Below are 24,985 nucleotides of genomic sequence, written 5' to 3' on the forward strand. Positions count from 1 at the left end.
AAACTGAGAGAAGGGGTATTTTATATGGAAAGAAATCACTCAGACAATATCAGGTGCATGGAAAAAAGCCAGCCGGAATATCCGGAAAAACTGAAAGTTTACGACAATATGCCGGAAAAGCTCTATATAAAAGGTGAAATGCCGGATCCCGAAAGACCATGCGCCGCAATCGTGGGGGCAAGAATGTGCAGTCCCTATGGAAGAATCCAGGCGTTTCAGTACGCAAAAACTCTGGCACAGGCAGGCGTACAGATCATAAGCGGAATGGCAACAGGGATCGACTCAGAAGGGCACAGAGGAGCTCTTGCAGGAGGAATGCCTACCTGGGCAGTTCTGGGAAGTGGACCGGATGTCTGTTATCCGGCAGCTAACCGGAATCTTTATGAAAGAATTTTAAGAGAAAATGGAGGAATAATCAGCGAATATCCTCCGGGCACTCAGCCGAGGAATTATCATTTTCCTGCAAGGAACAGAATTTTAAGCGCATTGTCAGATCTTGTTCTTGTAGTGGAGGCAAAAGAAAAGAGCGGTTCTCTTATTACAGCCCAATGGGCGCTGGAACAGGGAAAGGCGGTTTTTGCCCTTCCCGGACCTGTCAATGAAGAGCTTAGCAAAGGTTGTCATCGGCTGATCTATGACGGCGCAGGGCTGGCATACAAGCCGGAAGTGCTTTTAGAGGAACTTGGGATAAATTCTAAAAATACCGTGAAATCATCTGAAAAAAAGAACTTAGGACTTGCAAGTGATTTGAATATGGTGTATAGTTGTCTCGATTTACGACCAAAATCCAGGGACAGTATTATGCAGGAAACAGGACTTTCTGCTGAAAAAACAGGGAGTATTCTTGTGGAACTGAACATTCTGGGACTGGTCAGAGAAATCAGCAGACATTATTATGTGAAAATTCAGACATAAGTGATTTTGATAAATAGGAGAGGTAGCATGGCGAAATATCTGGTGATCGTGGAGTCACCTGCAAAGGTAAAAACAATTAAGAAGTTTCTGGGGAGTAATTATGATGTGCAGGCATCGAACGGACATGTAAGAGATTTTCCCAAAAGCCAGTTTGGAATTGATGTGGAAAATGACTTTGAGCCTAAATATATAACCATCCGCGGAAAGGGAGAGCTTCTGGCAGGATTGCGCAAGGCAGCAAAAAAGGCTGATAAAATTTATCTGGCCACTGACCCTGACCGTGAGGGAGAAGCTATTTCCTGGCATCTGATGCAGGCGTTAAAGGAAGATCCGAAGAAGATGCGCAGGATCACCTTTAATGAGATCACCAAAACAGCAGTAAAAAATTCAATCAAACAGCCAAGAGAGCTGGATATGAATCTTGTGGATGCACAGCAGGCCAGAAGAATGTTGGACCGTATGGTAGGCTACAGCATCAGTCCGTTGCTCTGGGCAAAGGTAAAAAGAGGTTTGAGTGCAGGTCGTGTGCAGTCAGTAGCCCTTCGTATCATCTGCGACAGAGAGGAAGAGATCAATTCCTTTATTCCGGAGGAATACTGGAGCCTTGAGGGAGAGTTTAAGATCCAGGGAGAAAAGAAACCTCTTCAGGCAAAATTTTATGGAACAGACAAAAAGTTGCCTGTTCATAATAAAGCAGAGATGGATGAAATCCTGAAAAAGCTGGAAAATGCAGAATATCAGGTGACAGAAGTAAAAAAAGGCGAGAGGATCAAAAATGCTCCCCTTCCGTTTACCACCAGTACCCTGCAGCAGGAGGCAGCCAAAACGCTTAATTTTTCCACTCAGAAAACCATGCGCCTTGCACAGCAGCTTTACGAGGGTATTGACATTAAGGGAAGCGGCACAGTAGGTATTATCACCTATCTGCGTACGGATTCTACAAGAATCTCACAGGAGGCTGATGAAGCTGCAAGAGCATACATCGGAGAGCAGTATGGAGAAAGATATGTGGCAGAGGGCGGAAAGGCAGTAAAGAAGGACCAGAAGATCCAGGATGCCCATGAAGCCATCCGTCCCACCGATATTGCAAGAACTCCGGCAATGCTGAAGGAATCTCTTTCCAGAGATCAGTTCCGTCTTTATCAGCTTATATGGAAGCGTTTCACTGCAAGCAGAATGGCATCGGCACGTTATGAAACCACTTCTGTAAAGATCGGCGCAGGAGAATATACATTTACAGTAGCGGCGTCAAAGGTGGTATTTGACGGTTTTATGTCCGTGTATGTGCAGGATGATGACAATAAGAAGGGAAATGTCCTCAGTCAGAGTCTGGAAAAAGGTATGGAGCTTGAACTTCTGGAATTGAAGCCGGAACAGCATTTTACCCAGCCGCCGGCTCATTATACAGAAGCTTCTCTGGTAAAGGCTCTGGAAGAACAGGGAATCGGTCGTCCAAGTACCTATGCGCCTACCATTACCACTATTATCAGCCGCCGTTATGTGTCTAAAGAACAGAAAAATCTGTATATGACAGAGCTGGGCGAGGTAGTGAACAATATTATGAAGCAGGCGTTTCCCAGTATCGTAGATGTTCATTTTACAGCTATGATGGAAGGGCTTCTGGACTGTGTGGAAGCAGGTACTGTTCAGTGGAAAACGGTGGTACGTAATTTTTACCCGGATCTGAAAAGAGATGTGGATGCAGCGGAGCAGGAGCTGGAAAAGGTAGACATCCAGGATGAGGTGACAGACGTAGTCTGCGATCTCTGTGGACGGAACATGGTGATCAAATACGGCCCTCATGGAAGATTCCTTGCTTGTCCGGGCTTTCCGGATTGCAGAAACACCAAGCCTTACTATGTGAAGATCGGTGTTGCGTGTCCGAAATGTGGTAAGGATGTGGTTTTGAAAAAAACGCAGAAAGGTCGAAAATATTATGGCTGCGAGGACAATCCCGAGTGTGATTTTATGTCCTGGCAGAAGCCTTCTGACAAAAAATGTCCGGTATGCGGCAGCTATATGGTAGAAAAAGGCAGCAAACTTGTGTGCAGTCAGGAAACCTGTGGCTATGTAGAGCAGAAAACAAAGCAGGATGATTGAAAAATTACACAATAAATTTAAAAAGAAAATATTTTCAGAATAGGCAGGCAAAATTGAAAAAACATAAAAATGTCTTGTAATTTTGAAAAAAAACGTGTAATATAAAATCATCAGAACATTTATATAGAAAATACCGGATAGATGAGAAAAGGAGGCCAGTATGAGCGTTCAGTTGTTAGACAGAACAAGAAAGATTAATAAACTTTTGCACAACAGCAGCTCCAGCAAGGTAGTATTTAATGATATCTGCCAGGTACTGATGGAGACTTTGAGTTCTAATATACTGGTGTTGAGCAAAAAAGGCAAGGTACTGGGTGTCAGCTTATGCCCGGGTGTACAGGAGATCACAGAGCTGATCGAAGATAAAGTCGGCGGACATGTAGATACTCTTCTGAATGAAAGATTTTTAGGAGTTTTATCAACAAAAGAGAATGTAAATCTTCAGACACTTGGTTTTGAGCATGTGGACAGTCGGTGTCAGGGCATCATCAATCCTATTGATATTGCCGGAGAACGTCTTGGAACTGTATTTATGTACAGGGATGACAAGCCATATGATATTGAGGATATTATTGTCAGCGAATACGGAACAACTGTGGTTGGTCTGGAGATGATGCGCGCAGTCCATGAGGAAAATGCAGAAGAAGACAGAAAGCAGCAGGTAGTAAAATCAGCATTTAATACCTTATCTTTCTCTGAACTGGAAGCAATCATTCATATTTTTGACGAGCTGGACGGAGATGAGGGTATCCTTGTAGCCAGCAAGATTGCTGACAGAGTGGGAATCACCAGATCAGTGATCGTCAATGCTCTGCGTAAATTTGAGAGTGCAGGTGTGATCGAGTCCCGTTCTTCAGGAATGAAGGGAACCTATATCAAGGTTCTGAATGAAGTGATTTTTGATGAGCTGGAAGAGATCAAAGCTCAGCGAAATAAAAAATCATAAAGAAGTCTGAATAAATGATATTTAAAGAGGCTGTGAAAAATTCAATGGAGTTTTTCATGGTCTCTTTTTCCGTAGGGGCTGTTATTTTACAGCCCTTTTTATCTGTCCGTAAACAGAACAGTATGATCGAAAAGACACGGGAAGAAAAATGTCCGGGATACAAATCGCTGGATAAGATAAATCAGGAACTGCAGCTTTGAATGGTCTGTAATTTGAAAACATCTTTAAGCTGTCCTGAAATTTGAACGCATCTGAATTTTAAGCAGTATGCAGTCAGCTCCATATTGATCAATATGGACAATTAGAAATAATCCTGTGAGCCTTCTGGTTTTGGCATTAGATTTATAAAAAAATAAGAAGATAAGAAAAAAAGAGATTAAAAGAGATAATAAGAGATAATAAAAGTATATATATATTTATATGACTGTGAAAAGAGTTGCGAAATGGGAGGCAATTCAATAATATAAGGACAGTGATTAGCACTCAGACGAAATGAGTGCTAGCAACAGAATGTGACAAATAAAAGGAGGAAATAGATCATGAAATTAGTACCTTTAGGTGACAGAGTTGTATTAAAACAGTTAGAAGCAGAAGAAACAACAAAATCCGGTATCGTGCTTCCGGGTCAGGCTCAGGAAAAACCGCAGCAGGCAGAAGTTATTGCAGTAGGACCTGGCGGAATGGTAGACGGAAAAGAAGTAAAAATGGAAGTTGCTGCAGGAGATCAGGTTATTTATTCAAAATATGCAGGAACAGAAGTTAAGCTTGACGGTGAAGAGTACATCATTGTAAAACAGAGCGATATTTTAGCAGTTGTTAAATAAAACACAGATGTGAACACTGAGTGGATCCGCATACATAGAAAGGTGAAACCAGTGAAAATGGTGTTTCTTTAAAAGTTTTGTATCTCATGAAAGACTAGGAGGAATTTTCATCATGGCAAAAGAAATCAAATTTGGTGCAGAAGCAAGAGCCGCACTTGAAAATGGTGTAAACCAGCTTGCAAATACAGTAAGAGTAACACTTGGACCGAAAGGAAGAAACGTTGTTCTTGACAAATCTTTTGGCGCTCCGCTTATTACAAACGACGGTGTGACTATCGCAAAAGAAATTGAGCTTGAGGACGGATTTGAAAATATGGGAGCACAGCTGATCAAAGAAGTTGCTTCCAAAACAAACGATGTTGCAGGTGACGGTACTACAACAGCTACTGTTCTTGCACAGGCTATGGTTCATGAAGGAATGAAGAACCTTGCAGCAGGAGCAAACCCGATCATCCTTCGTAAAGGAATGAAAAAAGCAACTGACACAGCTGTAAAGGCAATTCAGGAAATGAGCCAGACAATCAGCGGAAAGAAACAGATCGCAAATGTAGCAGCAATTTCTGCAAGTGATGAAGAAGTTGGTCAGCTTGTTGCAGACGCTATGGAAAAAGTTTCCAAAGACGGCGTTATCACAGTAGAAGAGTCCAAAACCATGCATACAGAGCTTGATCTTGTAGAAGGTATGCAGTTTGACCGTGGATATATTTCCGCTTATATGTCCACAGATATGGAAAAAATGGAAGCAAACCTTGAAGATCCGTACATCCTGATCACAGATAAGAAGATCAGCAATATTCAGGAGATTCTTCCTCTTCTGGAGCAGATCGTTCAGGCAGGTGCAAAACTTCTTATTATCGCAGAGGATGTAGAGGGCGAGGCTCTTACAACTCTTATTGTAAACAAATTAAGAGGAACCTTCCAGGTAGTTGCTGTTAAGGCTCCGGGATATGGCGACAGAAGAAAAGAAATGCTTCAGGATATCGCTATCCTTACAGGCGGTCAGGTAATTTCCGAAGAGCTTGGTCTGGATCTGAAAGAAGCTACTATGGAACAGCTTGGACGTGCAAAATCCGTTAAAGTTGCAAAAGAAAATACAGTTATCGTTGACGGCTGCGGCGACAAAAAAGCAATTGCTGACCGTGTTGCTCAGATCCGTGGACAGATTGAAGAAACAAACTCTGAATTCGATAAAGAAAAATTACAGGAAAGACTTGCAAAACTGGCAGGCGGCGTAGCAGTTATCCGTGTAGGCGCAGCTACTGAGACAGAGATGAAAGAAGCAAAACTCCGTCTTGAGGATGCTCTTGCAGCTACAAGAGCAGCAGTTGAGGAAGGCATCATTGCAGGCGGCGGTTCTGCATACATTCACGCATCCAAGAAAGTTGCAGAGCTTGCAGCAACTCTGGAAGGCGATGAAAAAACAGGCGCAAACATTATCCTGAAAGCTCTGGAGGCTCCTTTATTCCATATTTCTGCAAATGCAGGTCTGGAAGGCTCTGTGATCATCAACAAAGTAAGAGAGTCCGAGCCAGGCGTTGGATTTGACGCTTTGAATGAAGAATATGTAAACATGGTAGAGTCCGGAATCCTGGATCCTGCCAAGGTTACAAGAAGCGCTCTTCAGAACGCAACAAGTGTTGCATCTACTTTACTGACAACAGAGTCTGTTGTTGCAACCATTAAGGAAGATGCTCCTGCAATGCCGGCAGGAAATCCTGGAATGGGAATGATGTAATATAAATATTTTATAAAAAGGAATCGGCGTCATAGACGCTGATTCCTTTTTATGTTAGAATAAAAATATTATTAATATAAGCACGAGCTGTGTCTCGTAAGGAGAGTGAATTATGAGTGAACTGTACTCGGAATTCCTTGTGAAAAAGGAATCCACATTTAAGGATGCTCTGATTAAATTCGGAATGATCGGATTGACTGTAGTGGCTGCGGCAGCAGGACTTTTTCTGAATCCGCTGCTTCTGATCGTTGCCATTGGTCTGGGCGTGGCGTGTTATTTTATTATTCCCAAAACAGATCTTGAGTACGAATACCTGTTTGTAAACGGGGAACTGGATATTGATAAGATCATGGCAAAATCAAAAAGAAAAAGAATAAAATCTTTGAATATTACCGAAGCGGATCTGATTGCTCCTCTGAATTCTCACAGAATGGATTATTATAACGGCAACCAGAAAATGAAAGTTCTGGATTATTCTTCAGGGAATCCGGAACATAAAAGATTTGGCATCATCATCCGTGACGGAGGCGAGGCGTGCAAAGTGATCGTAGAACCGGACGATGCTATGGCGAATGCTATAAAAAATTCAGCGCCCAGCAAAGTTTTTTTGGATTGACACCGTATTTTTTTTTTGCTACACTATGAACCAAACTCAAAATATCATGCAGGTGTGAATAAGCACATCCTGTAAAAATTACATACAAGGGAGGAAAAAATACAATGGGTACAATTATCGGTGAAGGCATTACATTTGACGATGTACTGTTAGTTCCTGCGTATTCAAAGGTGATTCCGAACCAGGTGGATGTAACAACCTGGCTGACTAAAAAGGTGAAGCTGAACATTCCGCTTATGAGCGCGGGAATGGACACAGTTACCGAGCATCGCATGGCTATTGCCATGGCAAGACAGGGCGGTATCGGTATCATTCACAAAAACATGTCCATTGAGGCTCAGGCAGAGGAAGTAGATAAGGTAAAACGTTCCGAAAACGGCGTTATTACTGATCCATTTTATTTATCCGCAGAGCATACTCTGAAAGATGCCAATGATCTTATGGCGAAATACCGTATTTCCGGTGTGCCGATCACAGAAGGCAAAAAACTGGTAGGTATTATTACCAACCGTGATCTGAAATTTGAGACGGATTTCTCAAGAAAGATTGGCGAGTGCATGACTTCTGAAGGTCTGATCACTGCCAAAGAAGGAATCACTCTGGAGGAAGCAAAAAAGATCCTCGCAAAATCCCGTAAAGAAAAATTACCCATTGTAGATGATAACTTCAATTTAAAAGGTCTGATCACCATTAAGGATATTGAAAAACAGATCAAATATCCTCTGGCTGCAAAGGATGAGCAGGGACGTCTTCTCTGCGGTGCGGCAGTTGGTATCACATCCAACGTTCTTGCAAGAGTGGAAGCTCTTGTAAAAGCATGTGTAGACGTGATTGTAGTGGATTCTGCTCACGGTCACTCTGAGAATATTTTAAAGGCTGTACGCGAAATGAAAGAGGCGTATCCGGATCTTCAGGTAATTGCCGGAAACGTTGCTACAGGAGCTGCTACCAAGGCTCTTATTGAAGCAGGTGTTGACGCAGTTAAGGTTGGTATCGGACCTGGTTCTATTTGTACCACTCGTGTGGTTGCAGGTATCGGTGTTCCTCAGGTCACAGCTGTCATGGACTGCTATGAGGTTGCAAACCGTTATGGAGTGCCGATCATTGCAGACGGCGGAATCAAATATTCCGGAGATATCACAAAATCTATTGCAGCAGGCGCTAATGTGTGTATGATGGGAAGTATGTTTGCCGGATGTGATGAGAGCCCGGGAACATTTGAGCTGTACCAGGGACGTAAATTTAAGGTATACCGCGGAATGGGCTCCATTGCAGCAATGGAAAACGGCAGCAAGGACCGTTACTTCCAGCAGGATGCCAAGAAACTTGTTCCGGAAGGCGTAGAAGGTCGTGTGGCTTATAAGGGACACGTGGAAGACACTGTTTATCAGTTGATCGGCGGACTTCGCGCAGGTATGGGATACTGTGGAGCAGAAAATATCGAAGCTCTGAAAACAACAGGTAAGTTCATTAAGATTTCTGCAGCTTCCCTGAAAGAGTCTCATCCTCATGATATTCATATTACAAAAGAGGCTCCGAACTACAGCGTAGATGAATAATCAGGAAATTTTTTCTTGAAAAAAACAAAAAATATGATATGATAATAATAACGACTGCATGACTGGCGGAAAACAGGAGTTACCTGTGGGGAGTGCAGTAAGTGATAAGCCGACCGCCTGGGCAGCCTGAAATACAGACTACCCAGGCGGTTTGTTTTATTTTTAACAGAAATGCGATATGGGGCCAGAACAGCGCGTTTATATTACGATTTTTAGAAAAAGGAGATCAGACTATGGAAATGATATCACTGGAAAATGAACTGAAAAATAATTCTTATCCGGGAAGAGGAATCATCCTCGGCCGTTCTCTTGACGGAACAAAAGCAGTGGCAGCTTACTTTATTATGGGAAGAAGTGAAAACAGCAGAAACCGTGTGTTTGTCACAGAAGGAGAGGGGATCCGTACACAGGCATTTGACCCGTCCAAACTTACAGATCCAAGCCTGATCATTTATGCTCCGGTACGTGTCCTTGGAAACAAGACCATTGTTACAAACGGAGATCAGACAGATACCATTTACGAAGGAATGGACAAACAGATGACCTTTGAACAGTCCTTGAGATGCCGTGAATTTGAGCCGGACGGACCGAACTATACACCTCGTATTTCCGGCGTGATGCACATTGAAGACGGCAATTACAGCTACGCAATGTCTATACTGAAAAGCGATAACGGAAATCCGGATGCATGTCTTCGTTACACATATGCTTATGAAAAAGCAATTCCGGGAGAAGGACGATTCATTCATACATATAAATGTGACGGAAATCCACTTCCAAGCTTTGAGGGAGAACCGAAGCTGGTTCAGATTCCAAACGATATGAAAGAGTTTACAGATCTTCTCTGGAACAGCCTTAATGAAGAAAATAAAGTGTCTCTGTTTGTGCGTTATATTGATATAGAAACCGGTAAATATGAGACAACTATTGTAAATAAGAATAAATAAGGAGAATGCAGTAATGAATGAGTTACAGTTAAAATACGGATGCAATCCAAATCAGAAGCCTTCCAGAATCTATATGAACGACGGAAGCGAACTTCCTATCAGAGTTCTTTCCGGAAACCCTGGATATATTAACTTCTTGGATGCTTTTAACGGCTGGCAGCTTGTAAGAGATCTGAAAAAAGCTACCGGACTTGCAGCAGCAACTTCCTTTAAACATGTTTCCCCGGCAGGTGCTTCTGTGGGACTTCCTCTTACAGAAACTCTGGCAAAGATCTACTGGGTGGACGATATGAACTGGAAAGAGTTTTCGCCAATTGCCTGCGCTTATGCAAGAGCAAGAGGCGCAGACCGTATGTCATCTTTTGGAGATTTTATTTCTCTTTCTGATGTCTGCGACAAAGATACCGCTCTTCTTATTAAAAGAGAAGTTTCCGATGGTGTGATTGCTCCGGGATATACCGAAGAAGCACTGGAGATTTTGAAAGCCAAGAAAAAAGGCAATTACAATGTCATTGAGATTGATCCTGATTTTGTACCGGCTCCTCTGGAACACAAGGAAGTGTTTGGGGTAACTTTTGAGCAGGGAAGACAGGAGCTTGAGATCAATGATGATCTGATCGCGAACATTGTGACTCAGAATAAAGAGCTTACAGAAGATGCAAAACGTGACCTGAAAATTTCTCTGATCGTTCTGAAATATACTCAGTCTAACTCCGTATGCTTTGTAAAGGACGGACAGGCAATTGGCGTAGGAGCTGGTCAGCAGTCCCGTGTACACTGTACCAGACTGGCAGGACAGAAAGCAGATAACTGGTTCCTCCGTCAGAGTCCTCAGGTTCTGAACCTTCCATTTAAAGAGGGAATCAGCCGTGCAGAAAGAGACAACGCCATTGATGTTTATATTGGCGAAGAATACATGGATGTTCTTGCTGATGGCGCGTGGGAGAGAATTTTTGCTGAGAAGCCGGAAGTATTTACAAGAGAAGCGAAACGCGCATGGCTGGATCAGCTGACTGACGTAACGCTGGGATCAGATGCGTTCTTCCCGTTTAGCGATAACATTGAAAGGGCTCATAAGAGCGGTGTGAAATATATTGCACAGCCGGGCGGATCTGTAAGAGATGAGGATGTAATCGCAACTTGTGACAAATACGGTATGACAATGGCATTTACCGGAATCAGACTGTTCCATCACTAAAAGTTTTATAATAAGGATGATACCAGAACAGGGCAGCCGTAGGAGCTGCCCTGTTCTGGTATCATTATCAATTCGAACTTTTGTGGAACCCTTTGATTTAAAAATATTTTCTAACTGACCATAGATTTTGCTGCCAAATCCTTTTTCTTTATAGCTTGCATCAAGCATGAACAGAGACAGATAAGTTTCTTCTGCTATTTTAAAATCACTTACAGCAATAGTGCTATTTTCAGGATTTTTTATGACAACAGATTTGAATCCCATATGCTGAAAGTGCACACAGTTTATTGCCTCCCGGTATTGTTTATCTGGATAGAAAATATAGTGCATGATTTAAAATTTATAAAAATAAAAAACCAGAACAAAACTGTTCTGGTTTAGAAGAGCGATAGACGGGGCTCGAACCCGCGGTCTCGACCTTGGCAAGGTCGCGCGTTACCAACTACGCCACTATCGCATGTGTTAGATTGTCTTGTGAGGTGTTTCCCTCGCTGACAAAATATACTATACCAGATAGAATTGTATTTGTCAAATGTTTTTTTGAAATTTTTTAAAAAATTTCAAAAAAAATTTCGGAGATATCATATGTTAGGATTTTGAGGAGGAATTAATCCTGTTAATGTCCGGCTGTTTCTGTAAAAAACCAGGTACAATCATTTCTCCGGTCAGTGATAAAATTTCGCTGATTGGAGTTTTTTCTGTATGTTTTATAAAAATTTAAGAATTAATAAGAACGTTTTGTGCTAGAATAAATTTATCAACATTTCTGTTGCCGGAGTTCATCCGGTAAATTCCCATTTTATTTTTCAGAAAAATATGAAAAGAACAAACAGGTAATTCGTGTGCCTGGAAAGAGGAGGAGATCATATCGAATTAACCGGAATTATTTTAAAAGGGCGTTATTGTATTGTGGAGAGAATTGGAAGAGGTGGGGAGGGCTCCCTTTATCTTGCGAGAGATCTGGAACTTGGAATATACCGGGCGGTAAAGGAATTGCCTGCCGAGAAAAAACGTGAGGCAGGTCTTCTGCGGCTTTTGGAGCATCCTTCTTTGCCAAAAATGATTGATTATGCAGAACAGAACGGTCATTGTTATCTTGTAATGGAATATATCAGAGGAAAATCTCTGAGACAGTATTTGGATGATGGAAAGGTATTTTCAGGAGAAGAGATTATGAGTATTGCAGGTACGGTTCTGGAGATATTGAAGTATCTGCATTCCAGAAAGCCTGCAGTTTATTATGGCGATCTGAAACCGGATAATCTGATGCTGACAGAAACTGGCAGACTTTATCTGGTTGATTTTGGAAGCGCTGTTCTGGGATATGAAAGAAAAAGTGTGATCTGTCTGGGAACAGAAGGGTATGCAGCTCCGGAGCAGTATCAGGGACAGGTTGTTCCGGCCAGTGATTTTTATGCTCTGGGAAAAACAGTGGATGAGCTGTGTGGGAAACGCAGATTCCTGTATTTTTTCCAGTATCCCGGACTTGGTCTTTTTATCAGAAAAAGTTGTCGCAGCCAGGTGGAGAAGCGCTGGAAATCAGCAGAGGAAGCAGAGAATGTCCTGAAAAAAATAAAACCGTTGTCATGGAAAGTATGGAAGGGAACTGCTGTTGGACTGTGTTGTTTTCTATGTATTGTATCCGCGATAGGATTTCTGGCAATAGAAACGATGCATAGAACGAAAATGCCGGAACTGGAAACTGTCCTATCTCCGGTTACTGCCTGGTATTATTCTATGGATTATCGGTCAGGCGGGAACGGTATCAGAAAAATAATTACATGTCAGACAGAAAAGGCCGGACAGAGACTTCTGAGGATGTATGATGCCTGGGAGCAGCAGGAACAGATACTTATACTTCTTGCTCAGAACAGCGAACTGGAAGGAAATATGGCAAAGGCAGAAGGGTATTACAGAGAGATGCTTCGGGAAAAGGCATGCAGTAAAGGATATTCCCTGTACGGGTTGTTCCTTATCAGGCAGGGAAGAGAAAATGAAAGTGCGGAATTATATCAAATGATGAAGGAGCAGAAATCTCTGAAAAATGATTTTGGGTCAAAGGAGAATATAAAACAATGGAAACAGTATTTGAGCCGTTTATCTTTTGCGAAAGGAGAAAAATAGAGGGATGAGTTTCAATAGAAAGAATAGAGAGTATGATGCAAGGAGAAAGAGACATTCTGAGGGAAAATATCGGACTGGTATTTCTGCATACAAAAAGTATCTGACAGTGATCTTATCGCTTGTATTTATAACAGCATTAAGACAGACCGGCGCTGCTCAGGACCTTGGAGGGTTTCATGTGGAGACACTTCCGGGAGAGAGCGAAGGCCTTCCGTCTGATTGGGAAACAGGAAATGGAGGAGAAGAGTTTGGGGAACAACAGCAGTCTGAGGAAAATGGATATGAAGATATCTTTGGGTCAGGCGAAGGAAACTGGCAGGAGGATGTTTATGAAGAACCGGAAAGTGGGGATGGATCCGGATGGGAAAACAGCATTGGAACTACAGACGAAGAATATTTAGAAGAACCGGTGAGCCAGGATGTGACAGAACAGTTACCGGAAAATTGGATTGAGGGAGGGGAGTCGGATTGTACAGAAAGTGTCCGGAACAGACCGTCTTACAGGACACAGTTACCAGTGGTAACAGTTTCGCCAGCTGCTGCTGTTGATACTGCGCCAGATCTGGAACCGGAGTTATATCAGACAGAGAAAACAGGAAAAGATAACAGAAATAAGGTACCGGAACGATTCTCGGATCAGCTGAATGTTGTACCGGAGGTTGTTTACTGGAAGAGGACAATAAAAAATGCGGGAGAGCCTGCGCTGAGTATAAAACTAAACAGAAATGTTCAGATTCTTTCCCTGCGGGTCAATGGAAAAGAAACCAGATGGCACCAGGAGAAAAGCAGGATCTATCTTGACATCCCTGAGGAGCAGAAGGAATCAGAAGAAGCATTTCATACAGAAATAGCTTTTCTTTCCTATAACGGAATGGAGAGCGGAATTTACATGGACGTCCCGGGAAAATCATGATATACTATCCGATAATCAGTAAATAAAAATTCTGAAAATCGGAGGCGTTTATGTATAAAGTAATTTTATTTGATCTGGACGGCACACTGACAGAATCAGGTGAGGGAATCACTAAATCTGTGCAGTATGCGTTGGAGAAACTGGGAAAACCGAAGGAAGATCTGAAAAAACTGGAGGTGTTTGTGGGACCGCCTCTTTTACAGCAGTTTATGACATATGCCGGACTGGACGAGGAAACAGGAAGAAAAGCAGTGGAGTATTACAGAGAGCGGTATGCTACTGTCGGGATTTTTGAAAATCGGCCGTATCCTGGAGTGGAAGAGATGCTGGATACATTGTGCGACAAAGGATATATCCTTGCAGTTGCTTCTTCCAAGCCGGAATATTTTGTAAAAAAAATCCTGAATCATTTTGCACTGACCGGATATTTCAGTGAGATTGTGGGAAGTGAAATGAGCGGCAAAAGAACCGGAAAAGCGGAAGTAATCGAGGAGGTTCTGAACCGTCTGAATATGCAGAATCATCGTAATGAAGTTATTATGGTAGGGGATAAGGAGCATGATGTGTTAGGCGCCAGAAAGGCAGGACTTGAATGTGTGGCAGTATCTTATGGATATGGTACAGAAGACGAACTGAAACAGGCGCAGCCTTTAAAGATTGTAGATTCTGTACAGGGGATCACTGATTTTTTCTGCTGACCCCTCTGCATAAACAGAACATTTTCAAAAAAGTGTGGAGGGTGATCTATCCCTGTGGAATTCATTTTCTGATTAGCCAGATTGTAGGATATACAGCTCTGGCAGTTCTTTGTTACGGTATGGGATATGGACTGGAATTTTATCAGTCCCAGACCATTCTGATGATTGGGATTACCGCGCTTCTGACAATGGTTCCCTGTATCTGGTTTTATCAGAAGGATAAAAATGCAAGAGTTGCCAGGGGATTGATTCCGGAGCAGCCGGGAAGAAAACTGAAACCTGGAGAAGGAATCTTTTTACTGTTGATAGGAGCGGCGTTTGCTACATTTGCCAATATGCTGGTGGCTTTGCTTCAAAACGTTCTGAATGTACAGGAATATCAGGAAAATATAGCACAGATCACAAACGGAAAAAGCTTTTTTATGCTTATACTTTGGATGGGAGTGATCGCTCCTCTTGCAGAGGAGATTGTTTTTCGATGGCTGATTTATCTTAGACTGAGGGATTATACCCGGATGGCAACTGCAGCAGTGATATCAGGAGTATTCTTTGGCATCTATCACATGAATCTTACCCAGGCTGTTTATGCAGGGATTCTGGGAATTGTGTTTGCGTATTTTCTGGAACTCACAGGAAATCTGTGGGCAAGTGTTCTGCTTCATATGGGGGCAAATATCTGGTCATTGATTCTTCCGGAACTACTGATTCGGATGCCGGAGGAACAGATGATCACGGTTGCGTTGGGGATTGATATAGTTCTTTTATGCATACTTGGAACAGGCATCAGTTATTTTAAAAGACATACATGTTACAGACGGATGATTTAAAAAAAGGGGATGCAAAAAAACTCAATCGAGTTTTTTTACATCCCCTTTCCGTAGAGACTGCTATTTCATATTCTATTTTTAACTGCGGGAAGTAATATGCAGCCAATCCGACTTTAAATAAAAAATAAGAAATACGATGGAACTCAGCGTCCAGGTCAGTGGGTATGCCCAGAAGATTACCTGGATAGATGGAATAAGCTTTACAATAACAGTAATATAACTTACACGGATGATACACCAGCAGATCATCATAACAAACATGGGAATAATGGATTTTCCTGCTCCCCGGAGAAGCCCTGCCAGACAATGGGAAAATGCCAGAAGAAAATAAAACAGAGTCACTGTGCGGGCCTGTTGTACTCCGAAAGCAACAACATCAGGATCGCTGTTAAAAGCTGCGATCAGTACAGGAGAGGCAAAGTAGATAATGATTCCTATGCACTCTGCCATGACAAGACTGCAGATAATGCCGAAGCGGGCTCCTTTTTTTGCCCTGTCATATTTTTTTGCCCCGAGATTCTGGCTGATAAAGGTAGTCAGTGACATGGAAAAACAGGTGATGGGAAGAAAACCGAAACCTTCTATTTTAGAATAGGAACCACAACCGGCTACAGCCAGTTTGCCAAAGCTGTTGATGTTGGACTGAACCACCACATTTGCCAGAGAGATAATGGAATTCTGGATTCCTGCAGGCAGTCCGTTGGAAATGATCTGACGGAGCATGGAGGGATCCAGCTGGATTTTACGAAGAGATACTCGATATTCTTCGGGACTCTTCCTGGTAAGACGGTTCAGGCAGAGAAAGGCGCTGACAAACTGGGAAATGATCGTGGCAGCTGCTGCGGCGCCTACTCCCATGTGGAAAACACCTACAAATAAAAGATCCAGACAGATATTTACCAGGGAGGAAAATATCAGGTAGTAAAGGGGATGCTTGCTGTCCCCCACGGACTGCAGGATACCGACAAAATTATTATAGAGGACAAAAGCCACAGACCCCAGGAAATAGATCCTGAAATATCGGATGGAATTGGGGAGTACGTCTGCAGGAGTTTTCATCAGAACCAGGATCTTTGGAGCAAGAAGGAGACCGAGGATCGTCAAGAGAATTCCGGAGAATAGTCCAAAGCCTATAGTGGTGTGGATGGCTTTCTGTAAATTCTTTGTCTGTCTTGCGCCGAAGTATCGGGCAATGACCACTCCGGCGCCGATGGCAATCCCATTGAAAAAACCTACCAGAAGAAAAATAAGGCTTCCGGAAGAACTGACTGCAGCCAGAGCATTACTGCCCAGAAAGTTTCCTACGATCAGAGAATCGGCAGTATTGTAAAGCTGTTGAAAAAGATTGCCCAGAAAAATAGGAATGGCAAAAGCCGTCATCCTTTTCCAGATGGCTCCTTCTGTGAGAAGTGTTTTTGAAGAAGTGGCGCTCATATGTAAAACCTCGCTTGTTCAGTATTTTAATTCTCTTTTGATTTACTACACTAAATTATACTGAAAATCATCAGGAATTGTCAAGGAAGCGTTGGATTTTGGATTTTTAGGATTTTTAGAGATACCTGAAACCAGGTGACAGATTAAAAGAATATTGTCGATGAGATTTTGTTGACTTTCAGGTAGGAGAAGCATATACTGATAATAGCTAAAAACGTTATGATTCTGACATTAGCGAAAACGCCCCCCCGGAAGTCCACAACACTTCCGGGGGGGCTATTCCTTTTATGTAAGGTGGCTTAGACCTTTAGACTGTTACTGCCTATTGTTTTTGTCCAGCCATTTGCAGATATAGTAGCTAACTATACCTGCTGCGACAGAAACAAAAAACGTCATGATAAGTTCTGACATTAGCATTCACCTCCTTTCTGCTGGAGGTTCGGCAGCAATAGTGTTATATCATTTGCAGACATAAAAGTATGTCATATTCTAGTTTCAAAGTGTGAAAATTTCAACAGTGTAGAGAGAACTATATAAAGTATTTATACTATGCCTGAGAAATTAAAACAGTACACATAAATAAAAAATAGTAAAAGAAAATGTGATTTTTCCTAGAGTAGGCTAAGATTAGTAATTATACTATAAATGAGCAAATTTGAAAAATTGCACAAAACTACACTGCGATTTTCATAAATGAATCAAAATCATTACTTTCCTTTGCATATTGAAAAAGATAACGATACTTTTCCAACTGAATGGTATCACAGATTTCGTGATATTCAGTTTCAAACGAGCAGAACTTACCAGTACCCACGACACACATACCAGGAAAGAATATTGAGCTGAGATACAGACTGATGCCTTATATTTACTCTAATGCAGCAAGGGTCTGGACAGACGATTACACCATAATGAGAAGTCTGCTTTTTGATTTTGCAGAGGATAAACGTGCGGCGGCGCTGGGGGATGAGTATATGTTCGGCGACAGCCTTCTGGTGTGTCCGGTAACAGAGCCCATGTATTATGAGAGGGAAAATCGTGCCATTGACTGTGAGAAAATTTGGAGCTGCTATCTTCCGGCCGGCACAAAATGGTATAATTTCCACACTATGGGGGTATATGAGGGCGGCACAGAGGTTAAAGCCGATGCATCTCTTGACCATATTCCGGTATTTGTAAAAGCCGGAGCCATCGTTCCCATGGAGCAGAGAATGCGCTATGCGGATGAGGTGGTGGAAACACCCTTTGAGATCCATATTTATCCGGGTGCTGACGGAAGCTTTGTTCTGTATGAGGATGACGGAGACGGATATGCTTATGAGCAGGGAAAATACAACCAGATTTCTCTTATCTGGAAGGATGATGAGCGCTGTCTGACTGTGGGGGCAGCAGAGCATACCTTTGCACAGGGACTGAAGGGACGCGAATGTCGTGTGATTCTGGAAGGGGATAAGGTGGAGAAGCGTTTTGCATATGACGGAAAGGAGCAAAGTATTTCTCTATAAGAGAACAAAGCGGAGCGCTTTTATTTACCAGGAAGGTTAGTACAGAAAGTATTACTTTGTTTCCAAGTAAATAAAAAAGAATCCTGAAATCCACCCTTGCTTCTGAAACAGATCAGAAATATGTGGTGGAATTTCAGGATATCTGAGGAAAATCTTTGATTACAGAGAAAAAATATTGTTCTGGTATGCGGATCGGAAAGATCAGCGTGCCATAAGATAAATTTTTTCCATGTCTTTCATATTCAGCTGTTTGAAAACGCCAATGGTACGGGTGTCTTCAAAACTGCATTTAAAGGCAAGCTCGTGAATCTGTTTTTCATTCAGATCAAGACCAAGCTCCCGGAGGCTGGTAGGCATTTTTATTGAGCGGAAAAAATCTTCCATGGCTTCAATACCTGCCAGGGCTGTTTTTTCAAAGTCCACATAGCAGGGAATATCAAATACATTTGTGGCAAACTGGGCAAAGCGCTCCGGGTTTTCCTGATATACATATCTTGCCCAGCTGCCCCAGATGGCGGCAAGCCCGGCGCCGTGGGCAACATCATACAGGCCGCCCAGCTCGTGTTCAAGCTGATGACAGGCCCAGTCGCCTCCTCCTGTTCCACAGCCTGTCAGCCCGTTATGGGAAAGGCTTCCGGCCCACATTACCTCAGCTCTGGCATTGTAATTGCCCGGTTCTTTCATGAGTATTCTGGCATTATAGATCACAGTCTGCATCAGAGATTCGCTGATGCTGTCAGTGATCTCCATGGTTTCCAGATTAACAAAGTATCGTTCCATGGTATGCATAAGAATATCCACACATCCGCTTTCGGTCTGGTACTGAGGCAGCGTATATGTGAGTCTGGGATTCAAAAGAGCGAATCTGGGGCGGCAGAGATCGCTTCTGGTGCTTCCTCGTTTCAGCCATCCGTCCTCGTTTGTGATCACGCAGGATCCGCTCATTTCACTTCCTGATGCGGCAATGGTAGGAATGGCGCCAATGGGAAGACAGTCTTCAGGAACTTCTGTTTTCAGGAAGAAATTCCATACGTCTGTCCAGGGATTGGCAACTCCGTAGCCGATGGCCTTGCAGGAATCTATCACACTTCCGCCGCCTACGGCAAGAAGAAAATCAACCTGTTCTTTTTTACACAGCTCAATTCCCTCACGAACCTTACTGAGTCTGGGATTGGATACAACGCCTCCCAGTGTGACAAAATTTACTCCGGCTTCGGTCAGGCTGGATTTGATCTGATCCAGAAGTCCAGTAGAAACAGCGCTTCCGCTTCCGTAATGGATCAGGACTTTTTTACAGCCATATTCTTTCAGAAGTTCGCCGGCTTTTAAATGCGTATCTTTTCCAAAAATAACCCTTGTAGGGGTGTAATATTCAAAGCCTCTCATAGCAAATGCTCCTTTTATGTTAATACTCTTTCTATTATAAAAAAGATATCACAAATAGTCAAAAAAAATTTAATAAAATTGAAAAAGAATACAAAAAAATTGTATAATGGAGTTGATCGCGGAAGGTATTTCTCTGGTGCTGAAAATCCCTGATAACAGAGAGCAGGCAAAATCCATTATAAAAACACTGACAGATAAATCATCGCTTGCCGGTTAATCAAAAAATTCTTGTTGAATACTGTAAATTATGATATAATAACCAAAGAGTTTGAAGCAGGCACTCTGCGCAACGCAGAGTGTCTTTTTCTATCAAAAACGAAAAAGGAGGAAAGAGAATGAGCGACAAAAAGAAAAATGGAGGTGCGCTTCTGGGTGCTGCCTTTTTGATGGCAACCTCAGCAATCGGACCTGGATTTCTGACTCAGACATCAAAATTTACCAGTGATTTTCAGGCAAGCTTCGGCTTTGTAATCCTGATCTCCATTCTTCTGGCTGCAGTGGCACAGATGAATATCTGGAGAGTGCTCTGCGTGACAGGTCTGAGAGGACAGGAAGTTGCCAATAAAGTTCTTCCGGGACTTGGGTATCTGGTATCTTTCATGGTAGTCTTAGGCGGCCTGGTATTTAATATCGGCAATGTTGGCGGAGGAGCTCTTGGTTTTAATACACTTCTGGGAATTCCTACCAAAGTGGGATATGTACTTGCCGGAGTGCTGGCAATCCTGGTATTTCTCTCCAGAAATGCAAAAGGAGCCATGGATACACTGACAAAAGTTCTTGGAGCGATCATGATCGCAGTTATTTTTATAGTGATCGTAGTTGTAAGACCACCGGTAGGTTCAGCGATTAAGAATACATTTGTTCCGGATGCAGGTGTTCAGGCTCTTGTTCCTGCCATTATCACGCTTCTGGGCGGAACTGTGGGAGGCTACATTACCTTTGCCGGAGCGCACCGTCTGATCGATGCAGGTATTACAGGTGAAAAGAACTTAAAAGAGATCAACAAAAGCTCTGTAATGGGAATCGGTATTGCAACGATTGTGCGTATTTTCCTGTTTCTGGCAGTGCTTGGCGTAGTCGTAAAGGGTGTGACTCTTGATCCTGCCAACCCGGCAGCTGATGCGTTCAAAAAAGGTGCGGGCGAGATCGGATACCGTTTTGCAGGACTTGTTCTGCTGTGTGCGGCGATCACTTCCATCATTGGTGCTGCCTATACATCCGTATCCTTTTTAAAGACCTTCCATCCGGCTATTGAAAAGCATGAGAATGGAGTGATCATTGGTTTTATCGCGGCATCTACACTGATCATGCTGATCCTTGGAAATCCGGCAACGCTTCTTGTTGTTGCAGGAGCTCTGAACGGACTGATCCTTCCGATCACTCTGGGAATCTGTCTGATCGCATCAAAGAAGAAAACCATTATGGGAGAAACATATCATCATCCTACATGGCTTCTGGTACTTGGAATTATTGTAGTTATTATTTCTGCTTATCTTGGAATCACAACCTTTGTATCAAATCTGGGAAGTTTATTCTGAGCATAGTGAGAACGGGGAAAGGTGTGGTCACAGAGGCTTACACCTTTTTCTGATATTTATGAATCAAGGAGAAAAACATGCAGAATATCAGAATTTTAACAGCAGGAGATTCTTCTATTTTAATTGAATTCGGAAAGGAGATCAGTCCGGAGATCAACAGGAAGATTTCTGCTACTATTCAGCTTATGAAGGAACAGCATATTGAGGGAGTGGTGGACATGATCCCTGCCTTCTGTTCTCTTCTGATCAATTACGACCCCCGCGTGATCTCCTATGATGAGATCCGCAAAAGAATGCAGGCGCTGGTAAAGGTAGAAGTAAAAGCGGGAGAGAACCGCAAAAGAATTTTTGAGATCCCGGTATGCTACGGCGGTGAATATGGACCGGATATTGCAAATATTGCAGAACATGCAGACCTGACAGAGGAAGAGGTTATCCGCATTCATTCTTCAAAGGATTATCTCATCTATATGCTGGGCTTTCTGCCTGGTTTTACTTATCTGGGAGGACTGGATGAACGGCTTCATACACCAAGGCTTGCCAATCCGAGAATTCGGATCAGTGCAGGCAGTGTGGGAATCGGAGGCTCTCAGACAGGTATTTATCCTCTGGACTCTCCGGGAGGCTGGCAGCTTATGGGCATGACTCCGGTAAAAACCTATGATCCGGACAGGGAAGTGCCTATCCTGGTAGAAGCCGGAGATTATATCAGGTTTGTCCCGGTAGACGAAGCAGAATATCTTCGTATCAAGGATGCTGTGGAACGTGGAGAATATCAGTGCGTGATCCACGAGGAAGAGGTGTAAAATGGGAATTCGTGTATTAAAAGGTGGAATGATGACAACAGTTCAGGATCTTGGCCGCACCGGATATCAGAGTCAGGGCTTTTCTGTGGCAGGAGTCATGGATGTGCGTTCCTTTAAAATAGCTAATCTTCTTCTGGATAATCCGGAAAACGAGGCGGTGCTGGAAATGACGCTGATCGGTCCAACACTGGAATTTACATCAGCAACCATTATTGCCATTACCGGAGGAGATTTTCAGCCACAGGTCAATGGAGAGCCGGTACCTATGTATACGGCCCTTTATATGAACAAAGGGGATATTCTGAAATTTGGAAGCGCAAGAACCGGAAGCAGAGGTTATATTGCTTTTTCCAGCTATCTGGATATCCCGGTGGTTATGGGAAGCCGTTGTACCAATATGAAAAGCGGGATCGGTGGCTTTAAGGGAAGGAAACTTCAGGCAGGAGATTATATGAATTTCCGGATCAAGAGAAGATATCTTCCGTTTTTCCTTTCCAGAAAGCTGGAGCCGGAAAACTTCGATCAGGATCAGGCGGAAATCCGTGTGGTTATGGGACCTCAGGAAGAACTTTTCAGCAGACAGGGAATTGAGACTTTTCTTAGCAGCGAGTACACAGTGACAAGCGACTTTGACAGAATGGGATGCAGACTGGAAGGTCCGTTTATTGCTCCAAAGGAAACCTCGGATATTATTTCTGACGGAATTGCGTTTGGCTCTGTGCAGGTTCCTTCTCATGGAAAACCGATCATCCTTCTTTCTGACAGGCAGACAACCGGAGGATATGGAAAGATCGCCACAGTGGCATCTGTAGATATCCCGGCTGTAGTGCAGAGGAAAACGGATCAGAAGCTGCGGTTCCGGGCAGTTACAGTGCAGGAAGCTCAGGCTCTTTATCTGAAGGAAATTGAAGAACTGGATGCCATGAGAAAAATTATCCATCAGCCCTGCAAAGAGGTTCTGGACTGCAGACTGGTGGCAAAAAGACTGAGGAAATTATTTGAATAAAGTTTTGTATGGGACAGTACTGTGAGAACAGTATCCTGTACTTTCAGAAACCAACAGAAACAGAAAATGCAGCAGAAAAGGAGAGATACGAATGGATTTAGAAAAAATTGAAGGACTGGTAAAAATAATCGAAAATTCTTCTCTGACAGAATTTACTCTGAAAGAGGGAGATATGAAGATCACAATGAGCAAGCTGGATCATCCTCCTGTAGTGGCAGCCGGAATGCCGATGCCGACTGCTCCGGCAGTACCGGAAGTAACAGTGGAAGAAGCAGATCCGGAAGATGAAAAACTTTTTATCACTTCTCCGATCGTGGGAACCTTTTATTCAGCTCCGGCGCCGGATGCCCCGACTTTTGTAAAGGTGGGAGATCAGGTGAAAAACGGACAGACGGTATGTATTCTTGAAGCAATGAAGCTGATGAATGAGATTCAGAGTGATTTTGACTGTGAGATCGAGGCAGTTCTTGTAAGCAATGAGCAGAAGGTAGAATACGGACAGCCTCTGTTTCGTGTAAAAAAATTATAAAAGCCGGAGGGAGGCCTGAATATTGTTTAACAAAATTTTGATTGCCAACCGGGGAGAAATTGCTGTCCGGATCATCCGTGCCTGCAGGAATCTGGGAATACGAAGTGTGGCTGTCTATTCCAAGGAAGATGCCAAAAGCCTTCATGTACAGCTGGCAGATCAGAGAATCTGTATTGGAGAGGGACCTGCCAGAAACAGTTATCTGAATATGGACAGGATCATCCAGGCAGCCAGAAATATGGGAGCGGACGCCATTCATCCCGGATTTGGTTTTTTGTCTGAAAACAGTGAGTTTGTCCGCAGATGTCAGGAAAACGGAATCACTTTTATAGGTCCGGATGCAGATGTGATCGATAAAATGGGAAATAAATCCCAGGCAAGAAAAACTATGATGGAAGCAGGAGTTCCTGTAGTGCCGGGAACAAAGGAACCGGTTTATGATGCAGAAACCGGGCGGAAGCTGGCCGGTGAGATTGGATATCCTGTTATGATCAAGGCATCTTCCGGAGGCGGCGGAAAAGGAATGCGGGTGGCTGCTTCAGAAGATGAGTTTGAGTTTCAGTTTAATGTGGCGCAGAGAGAGTCTGCCAATGCCTTTGGCGATGACACCATGTATATTGAACGGTTTGTGGAAAATCCCCGTCATGTGGAAATACAGATTATGGCAGATAAATTTGGAAATGTTGTGGCGCTGGGCGAAAGGGACTGTTCTGTCCAGAGAAATCATCAGAAGCTGATCGAGGAATCTCCGTCTCCGGCCATTACAGAAGAAATCAGAGAAAAAATGAATCAGTATGCGGTACTGGCTGCAAAAACTGTAAACTACACCAATGCAGGAACCATTGAGTTTATTGTAAGCCCAAAAGGTGAATTCTTTTTTATGGAAATGAATACCCGAATCCAGGTGGAGCATGGTGTGACAGAAATGGTTACAGGTACAGATCTGATCATTGAACAGATCAGAGTTGCTATGGGACTTCCTCTGAGCTTTGGCCAGGAGGATGTGAAACTGCGCGGTCATGCCATTGAGTGCAGGATCAATGCGGAGATCCCGGAAAAGAATTTTATGCCAAGTCCCGGTGTGGTCCAGAATCTTCATCTTCCGGCAGGCAACGGAGTGCGGGTGGATACCGGGCTTTATACAGGGTACCGGATCCCTTCTGAGTATGATTCCATGATCGCAAAGGTGATCGTCCATGCGCCGGATCGTGAGGCAGCTCTTCAGAAAATGCGTTCTGCGCTGGATGAGATGCTTATCGTAGGGGTGGAAACAAATCTTGATTTTCAGTACCAGATCATGAAGCATCCGGTATTCTGTGAGGGAAAAGCAGATACAGGATTTATAGAAAGTATGATGAATATTAAATAGGAGTGAGGGC

21 protein-coding genes, 1 tRNA gene and 1 riboswitch are annotated in these 24,985 nt (G+C 43.2%); of the genes, 19 read left to right on the forward strand and 3 right to left on the reverse strand.

Features of this window, described 5'->3' with window-relative positions; genetic code table 11:
- Positions 1–24 precede the first annotated feature (24 nt).
- From dprA to LU279_RS09560, 9 genes are all read left to right on the forward strand, one after another.
- Positions 25–915 (forward strand): DNA-processing protein DprA, encoded by an 891-nt coding sequence (dprA, locus tag LU279_RS09520; protein WP_274422305.1) that lies wholly within the window; start codon positions 25–27, stop codon positions 913–915.
- Positions 916–942: 27 nt separating this feature from the next.
- Entirely contained in the window at positions 943–3,015 is a 2,073-nt protein-coding gene (gene topA / locus LU279_RS09525; RefSeq protein WP_274422306.1) for a type I DNA topoisomerase, read from the forward strand.
- A gap of 160 nt (positions 3,016–3,175) precedes the next feature.
- Complete coding sequence (codY, locus tag LU279_RS09530; protein WP_274422307.1) at positions 3,176–3,961, forward strand: GTP-sensing pleiotropic transcriptional regulator CodY; 786 nt, start codon at positions 3,176–3,178, stop codon at positions 3,959–3,961.
- 539 nt (positions 3,962–4,500) lie between these two features.
- The gene (gene groES / locus LU279_RS09535) at positions 4,501–4,785 is read left to right on the forward strand and encodes a co-chaperone GroES (protein ID WP_022068894.1); all 285 of its coding nucleotides are present in this window, start codon (positions 4,501–4,503) and stop codon (positions 4,783–4,785) included.
- Between the two features lie 112 nt (positions 4,786–4,897).
- The gene (gene groL, locus LU279_RS09540; RefSeq protein WP_274422308.1) at positions 4,898–6,520 is read left to right on the forward strand and encodes a chaperonin GroEL; all 1,623 of its coding nucleotides are present in this window, start codon (positions 4,898–4,900) and stop codon (positions 6,518–6,520) included.
- Between the two features lie 112 nt (positions 6,521–6,632).
- Complete coding sequence (locus LU279_RS09545) at positions 6,633–7,136, forward strand: DUF6106 family protein (RefSeq protein ID WP_274422309.1); 504 nt, start codon at positions 6,633–6,635, stop codon at positions 7,134–7,136.
- Positions 7,137–7,240: 104 nt separating this feature from the next.
- Positions 7,241–8,695, forward strand: a complete 1,455-nt coding sequence (guaB, locus tag LU279_RS09550; RefSeq protein ID WP_274422310.1) for an IMP dehydrogenase — start codon at positions 7,241–7,243, stop codon at positions 8,693–8,695.
- 48 nt (positions 8,696–8,743) lie between these two features.
- Positions 8,744–8,825: riboswitch (ZMP/ZTP riboswitch) on the forward strand.
- 103 nt (positions 8,826–8,928) lie between these two features.
- Positions 8,929–9,642: an IMP cyclohydrolase gene (locus LU279_RS09555; RefSeq protein ID WP_274422311.1), complete on the forward strand. Its 714-nt coding sequence runs from the start codon at positions 8,929–8,931 to the stop codon at positions 9,640–9,642.
- Positions 9,643–9,655: 13 nt separating this feature from the next.
- Positions 9,656–10,840, forward strand: a complete 1,185-nt coding sequence (locus tag LU279_RS09560; protein ID WP_274422312.1) for a phosphoribosylaminoimidazolecarboxamide formyltransferase — start codon at positions 9,656–9,658, stop codon at positions 10,838–10,840.
- A 384-nt stretch (positions 10,841–11,224) separates the two neighbouring features.
- On the opposite strand, the gene LU279_RS09565 is transcribed toward LU279_RS09560, so the two are convergent.
- Positions 11,225–11,297: transfer RNA gene (locus LU279_RS09565), tRNA-Gly, on the reverse strand.
- A gap of 452 nt (positions 11,298–11,749) precedes the next feature.
- On the opposite strand from LU279_RS09565, the gene LU279_RS09570 reads away from it, so the two are divergent.
- From LU279_RS09570 to LU279_RS09585, 4 genes are read left to right on the forward strand one after another with little or no spacing between them, the layout of a single operon-like run.
- Positions 11,750–12,964, forward strand: coding sequence for a serine/threonine-protein kinase (locus tag LU279_RS09570; protein ID WP_274422313.1), 1,215 nt, complete (start codon positions 11,750–11,752; stop codon positions 12,962–12,964).
- A 4-nt stretch (positions 12,965–12,968) separates the two neighbouring features.
- Entirely contained in the window at positions 12,969–13,877 is a 909-nt protein-coding gene (locus tag LU279_RS09575; protein ID WP_274422314.1) for a hypothetical protein, read from the forward strand.
- 50 nt (positions 13,878–13,927) lie between these two features.
- The gene (locus LU279_RS09580) at positions 13,928–14,575 is read left to right on the forward strand and encodes an HAD-IA family hydrolase (RefSeq protein WP_274422315.1); all 648 of its coding nucleotides are present in this window, start codon (positions 13,928–13,930) and stop codon (positions 14,573–14,575) included.
- Positions 14,576–14,616: 41 nt separating this feature from the next.
- Positions 14,617–15,402 carry a CPBP family intramembrane glutamic endopeptidase gene (locus LU279_RS09585; protein ID WP_274422316.1) on the forward strand — a complete coding sequence of 262 codons (786 nt, stop codon included), beginning with the start codon at positions 14,617–14,619 and terminating at the stop codon, positions 15,400–15,402.
- A gap of 78 nt (positions 15,403–15,480) precedes the next feature.
- Here LU279_RS09585 and LU279_RS09590 read toward each other — a convergent pair whose 3' ends face one another.
- Complete coding sequence (locus LU279_RS09590) at positions 15,481–16,836, reverse strand: MATE family efflux transporter (RefSeq protein WP_274422317.1); 1,356 nt, start codon at positions 16,834–16,836, stop codon at positions 15,481–15,483.
- Positions 16,837–17,693: 857 nt separating this feature from the next.
- Between LU279_RS09590 and LU279_RS09595 the strand changes: the two genes are divergently transcribed.
- Positions 17,694–18,341 carry a glycoside hydrolase family 31 protein gene (locus LU279_RS09595; protein ID WP_274422318.1) on the forward strand — a complete coding sequence of 216 codons (648 nt, stop codon included), beginning with the start codon at positions 17,694–17,696 and terminating at the stop codon, positions 18,339–18,341.
- Between the two features lie 201 nt (positions 18,342–18,542).
- Here LU279_RS09595 and LU279_RS09600 read toward each other — a convergent pair whose 3' ends face one another.
- Positions 18,543–19,727, reverse strand: coding sequence for an iron-containing alcohol dehydrogenase (locus tag LU279_RS09600; protein WP_274422319.1), 1,185 nt, complete (start codon positions 19,725–19,727; stop codon positions 18,543–18,545).
- Positions 19,728–20,062: 335 nt separating this feature from the next.
- On the opposite strand from LU279_RS09600, the gene LU279_RS09605 reads away from it, so the two are divergent.
- From LU279_RS09605 to accC, 5 genes are all read left to right on the forward strand, one after another.
- On the forward strand, positions 20,063–21,265 hold the full coding sequence (locus tag LU279_RS09605; protein ID WP_274422320.1) for an NRAMP family divalent metal transporter: 1,203 nt from the start codon (positions 20,063–20,065) through the stop codon (positions 21,263–21,265).
- A gap of 77 nt (positions 21,266–21,342) precedes the next feature.
- On the forward strand, positions 21,343–22,071 hold the full coding sequence (gene pxpB / locus LU279_RS09610; protein ID WP_274422321.1) for a 5-oxoprolinase subunit PxpB: 729 nt from the start codon (positions 21,343–21,345) through the stop codon (positions 22,069–22,071).
- Position 22,072: 1 nt separating this feature from the next.
- Positions 22,073–23,077 carry a biotin-dependent carboxyltransferase family protein gene (locus LU279_RS09615; protein ID WP_274422322.1) on the forward strand — a complete coding sequence of 335 codons (1,005 nt, stop codon included), beginning with the start codon at positions 22,073–22,075 and terminating at the stop codon, positions 23,075–23,077.
- A 91-nt stretch (positions 23,078–23,168) separates the two neighbouring features.
- Positions 23,169–23,606 carry an acetyl-CoA carboxylase biotin carboxyl carrier protein gene (accB, locus tag LU279_RS09620; protein ID WP_274422323.1) on the forward strand — a complete coding sequence of 146 codons (438 nt, stop codon included), beginning with the start codon at positions 23,169–23,171 and terminating at the stop codon, positions 23,604–23,606.
- Between the two features lie 22 nt (positions 23,607–23,628).
- Positions 23,629–24,975: an acetyl-CoA carboxylase biotin carboxylase subunit gene (accC, locus tag LU279_RS09625; RefSeq protein ID WP_274422324.1), complete on the forward strand. Its 1,347-nt coding sequence runs from the start codon at positions 23,629–23,631 to the stop codon at positions 24,973–24,975.
- Positions 24,976–24,985: the final 10 nt, after the last annotated feature.

Source organism: Blautia sp. XA-2221 (genome assembly GCF_028767025.1).
Taxonomy (GTDB): Bacteria; Bacillota; Clostridia; order Lachnospirales; family Lachnospiraceae; genus Blautia_A.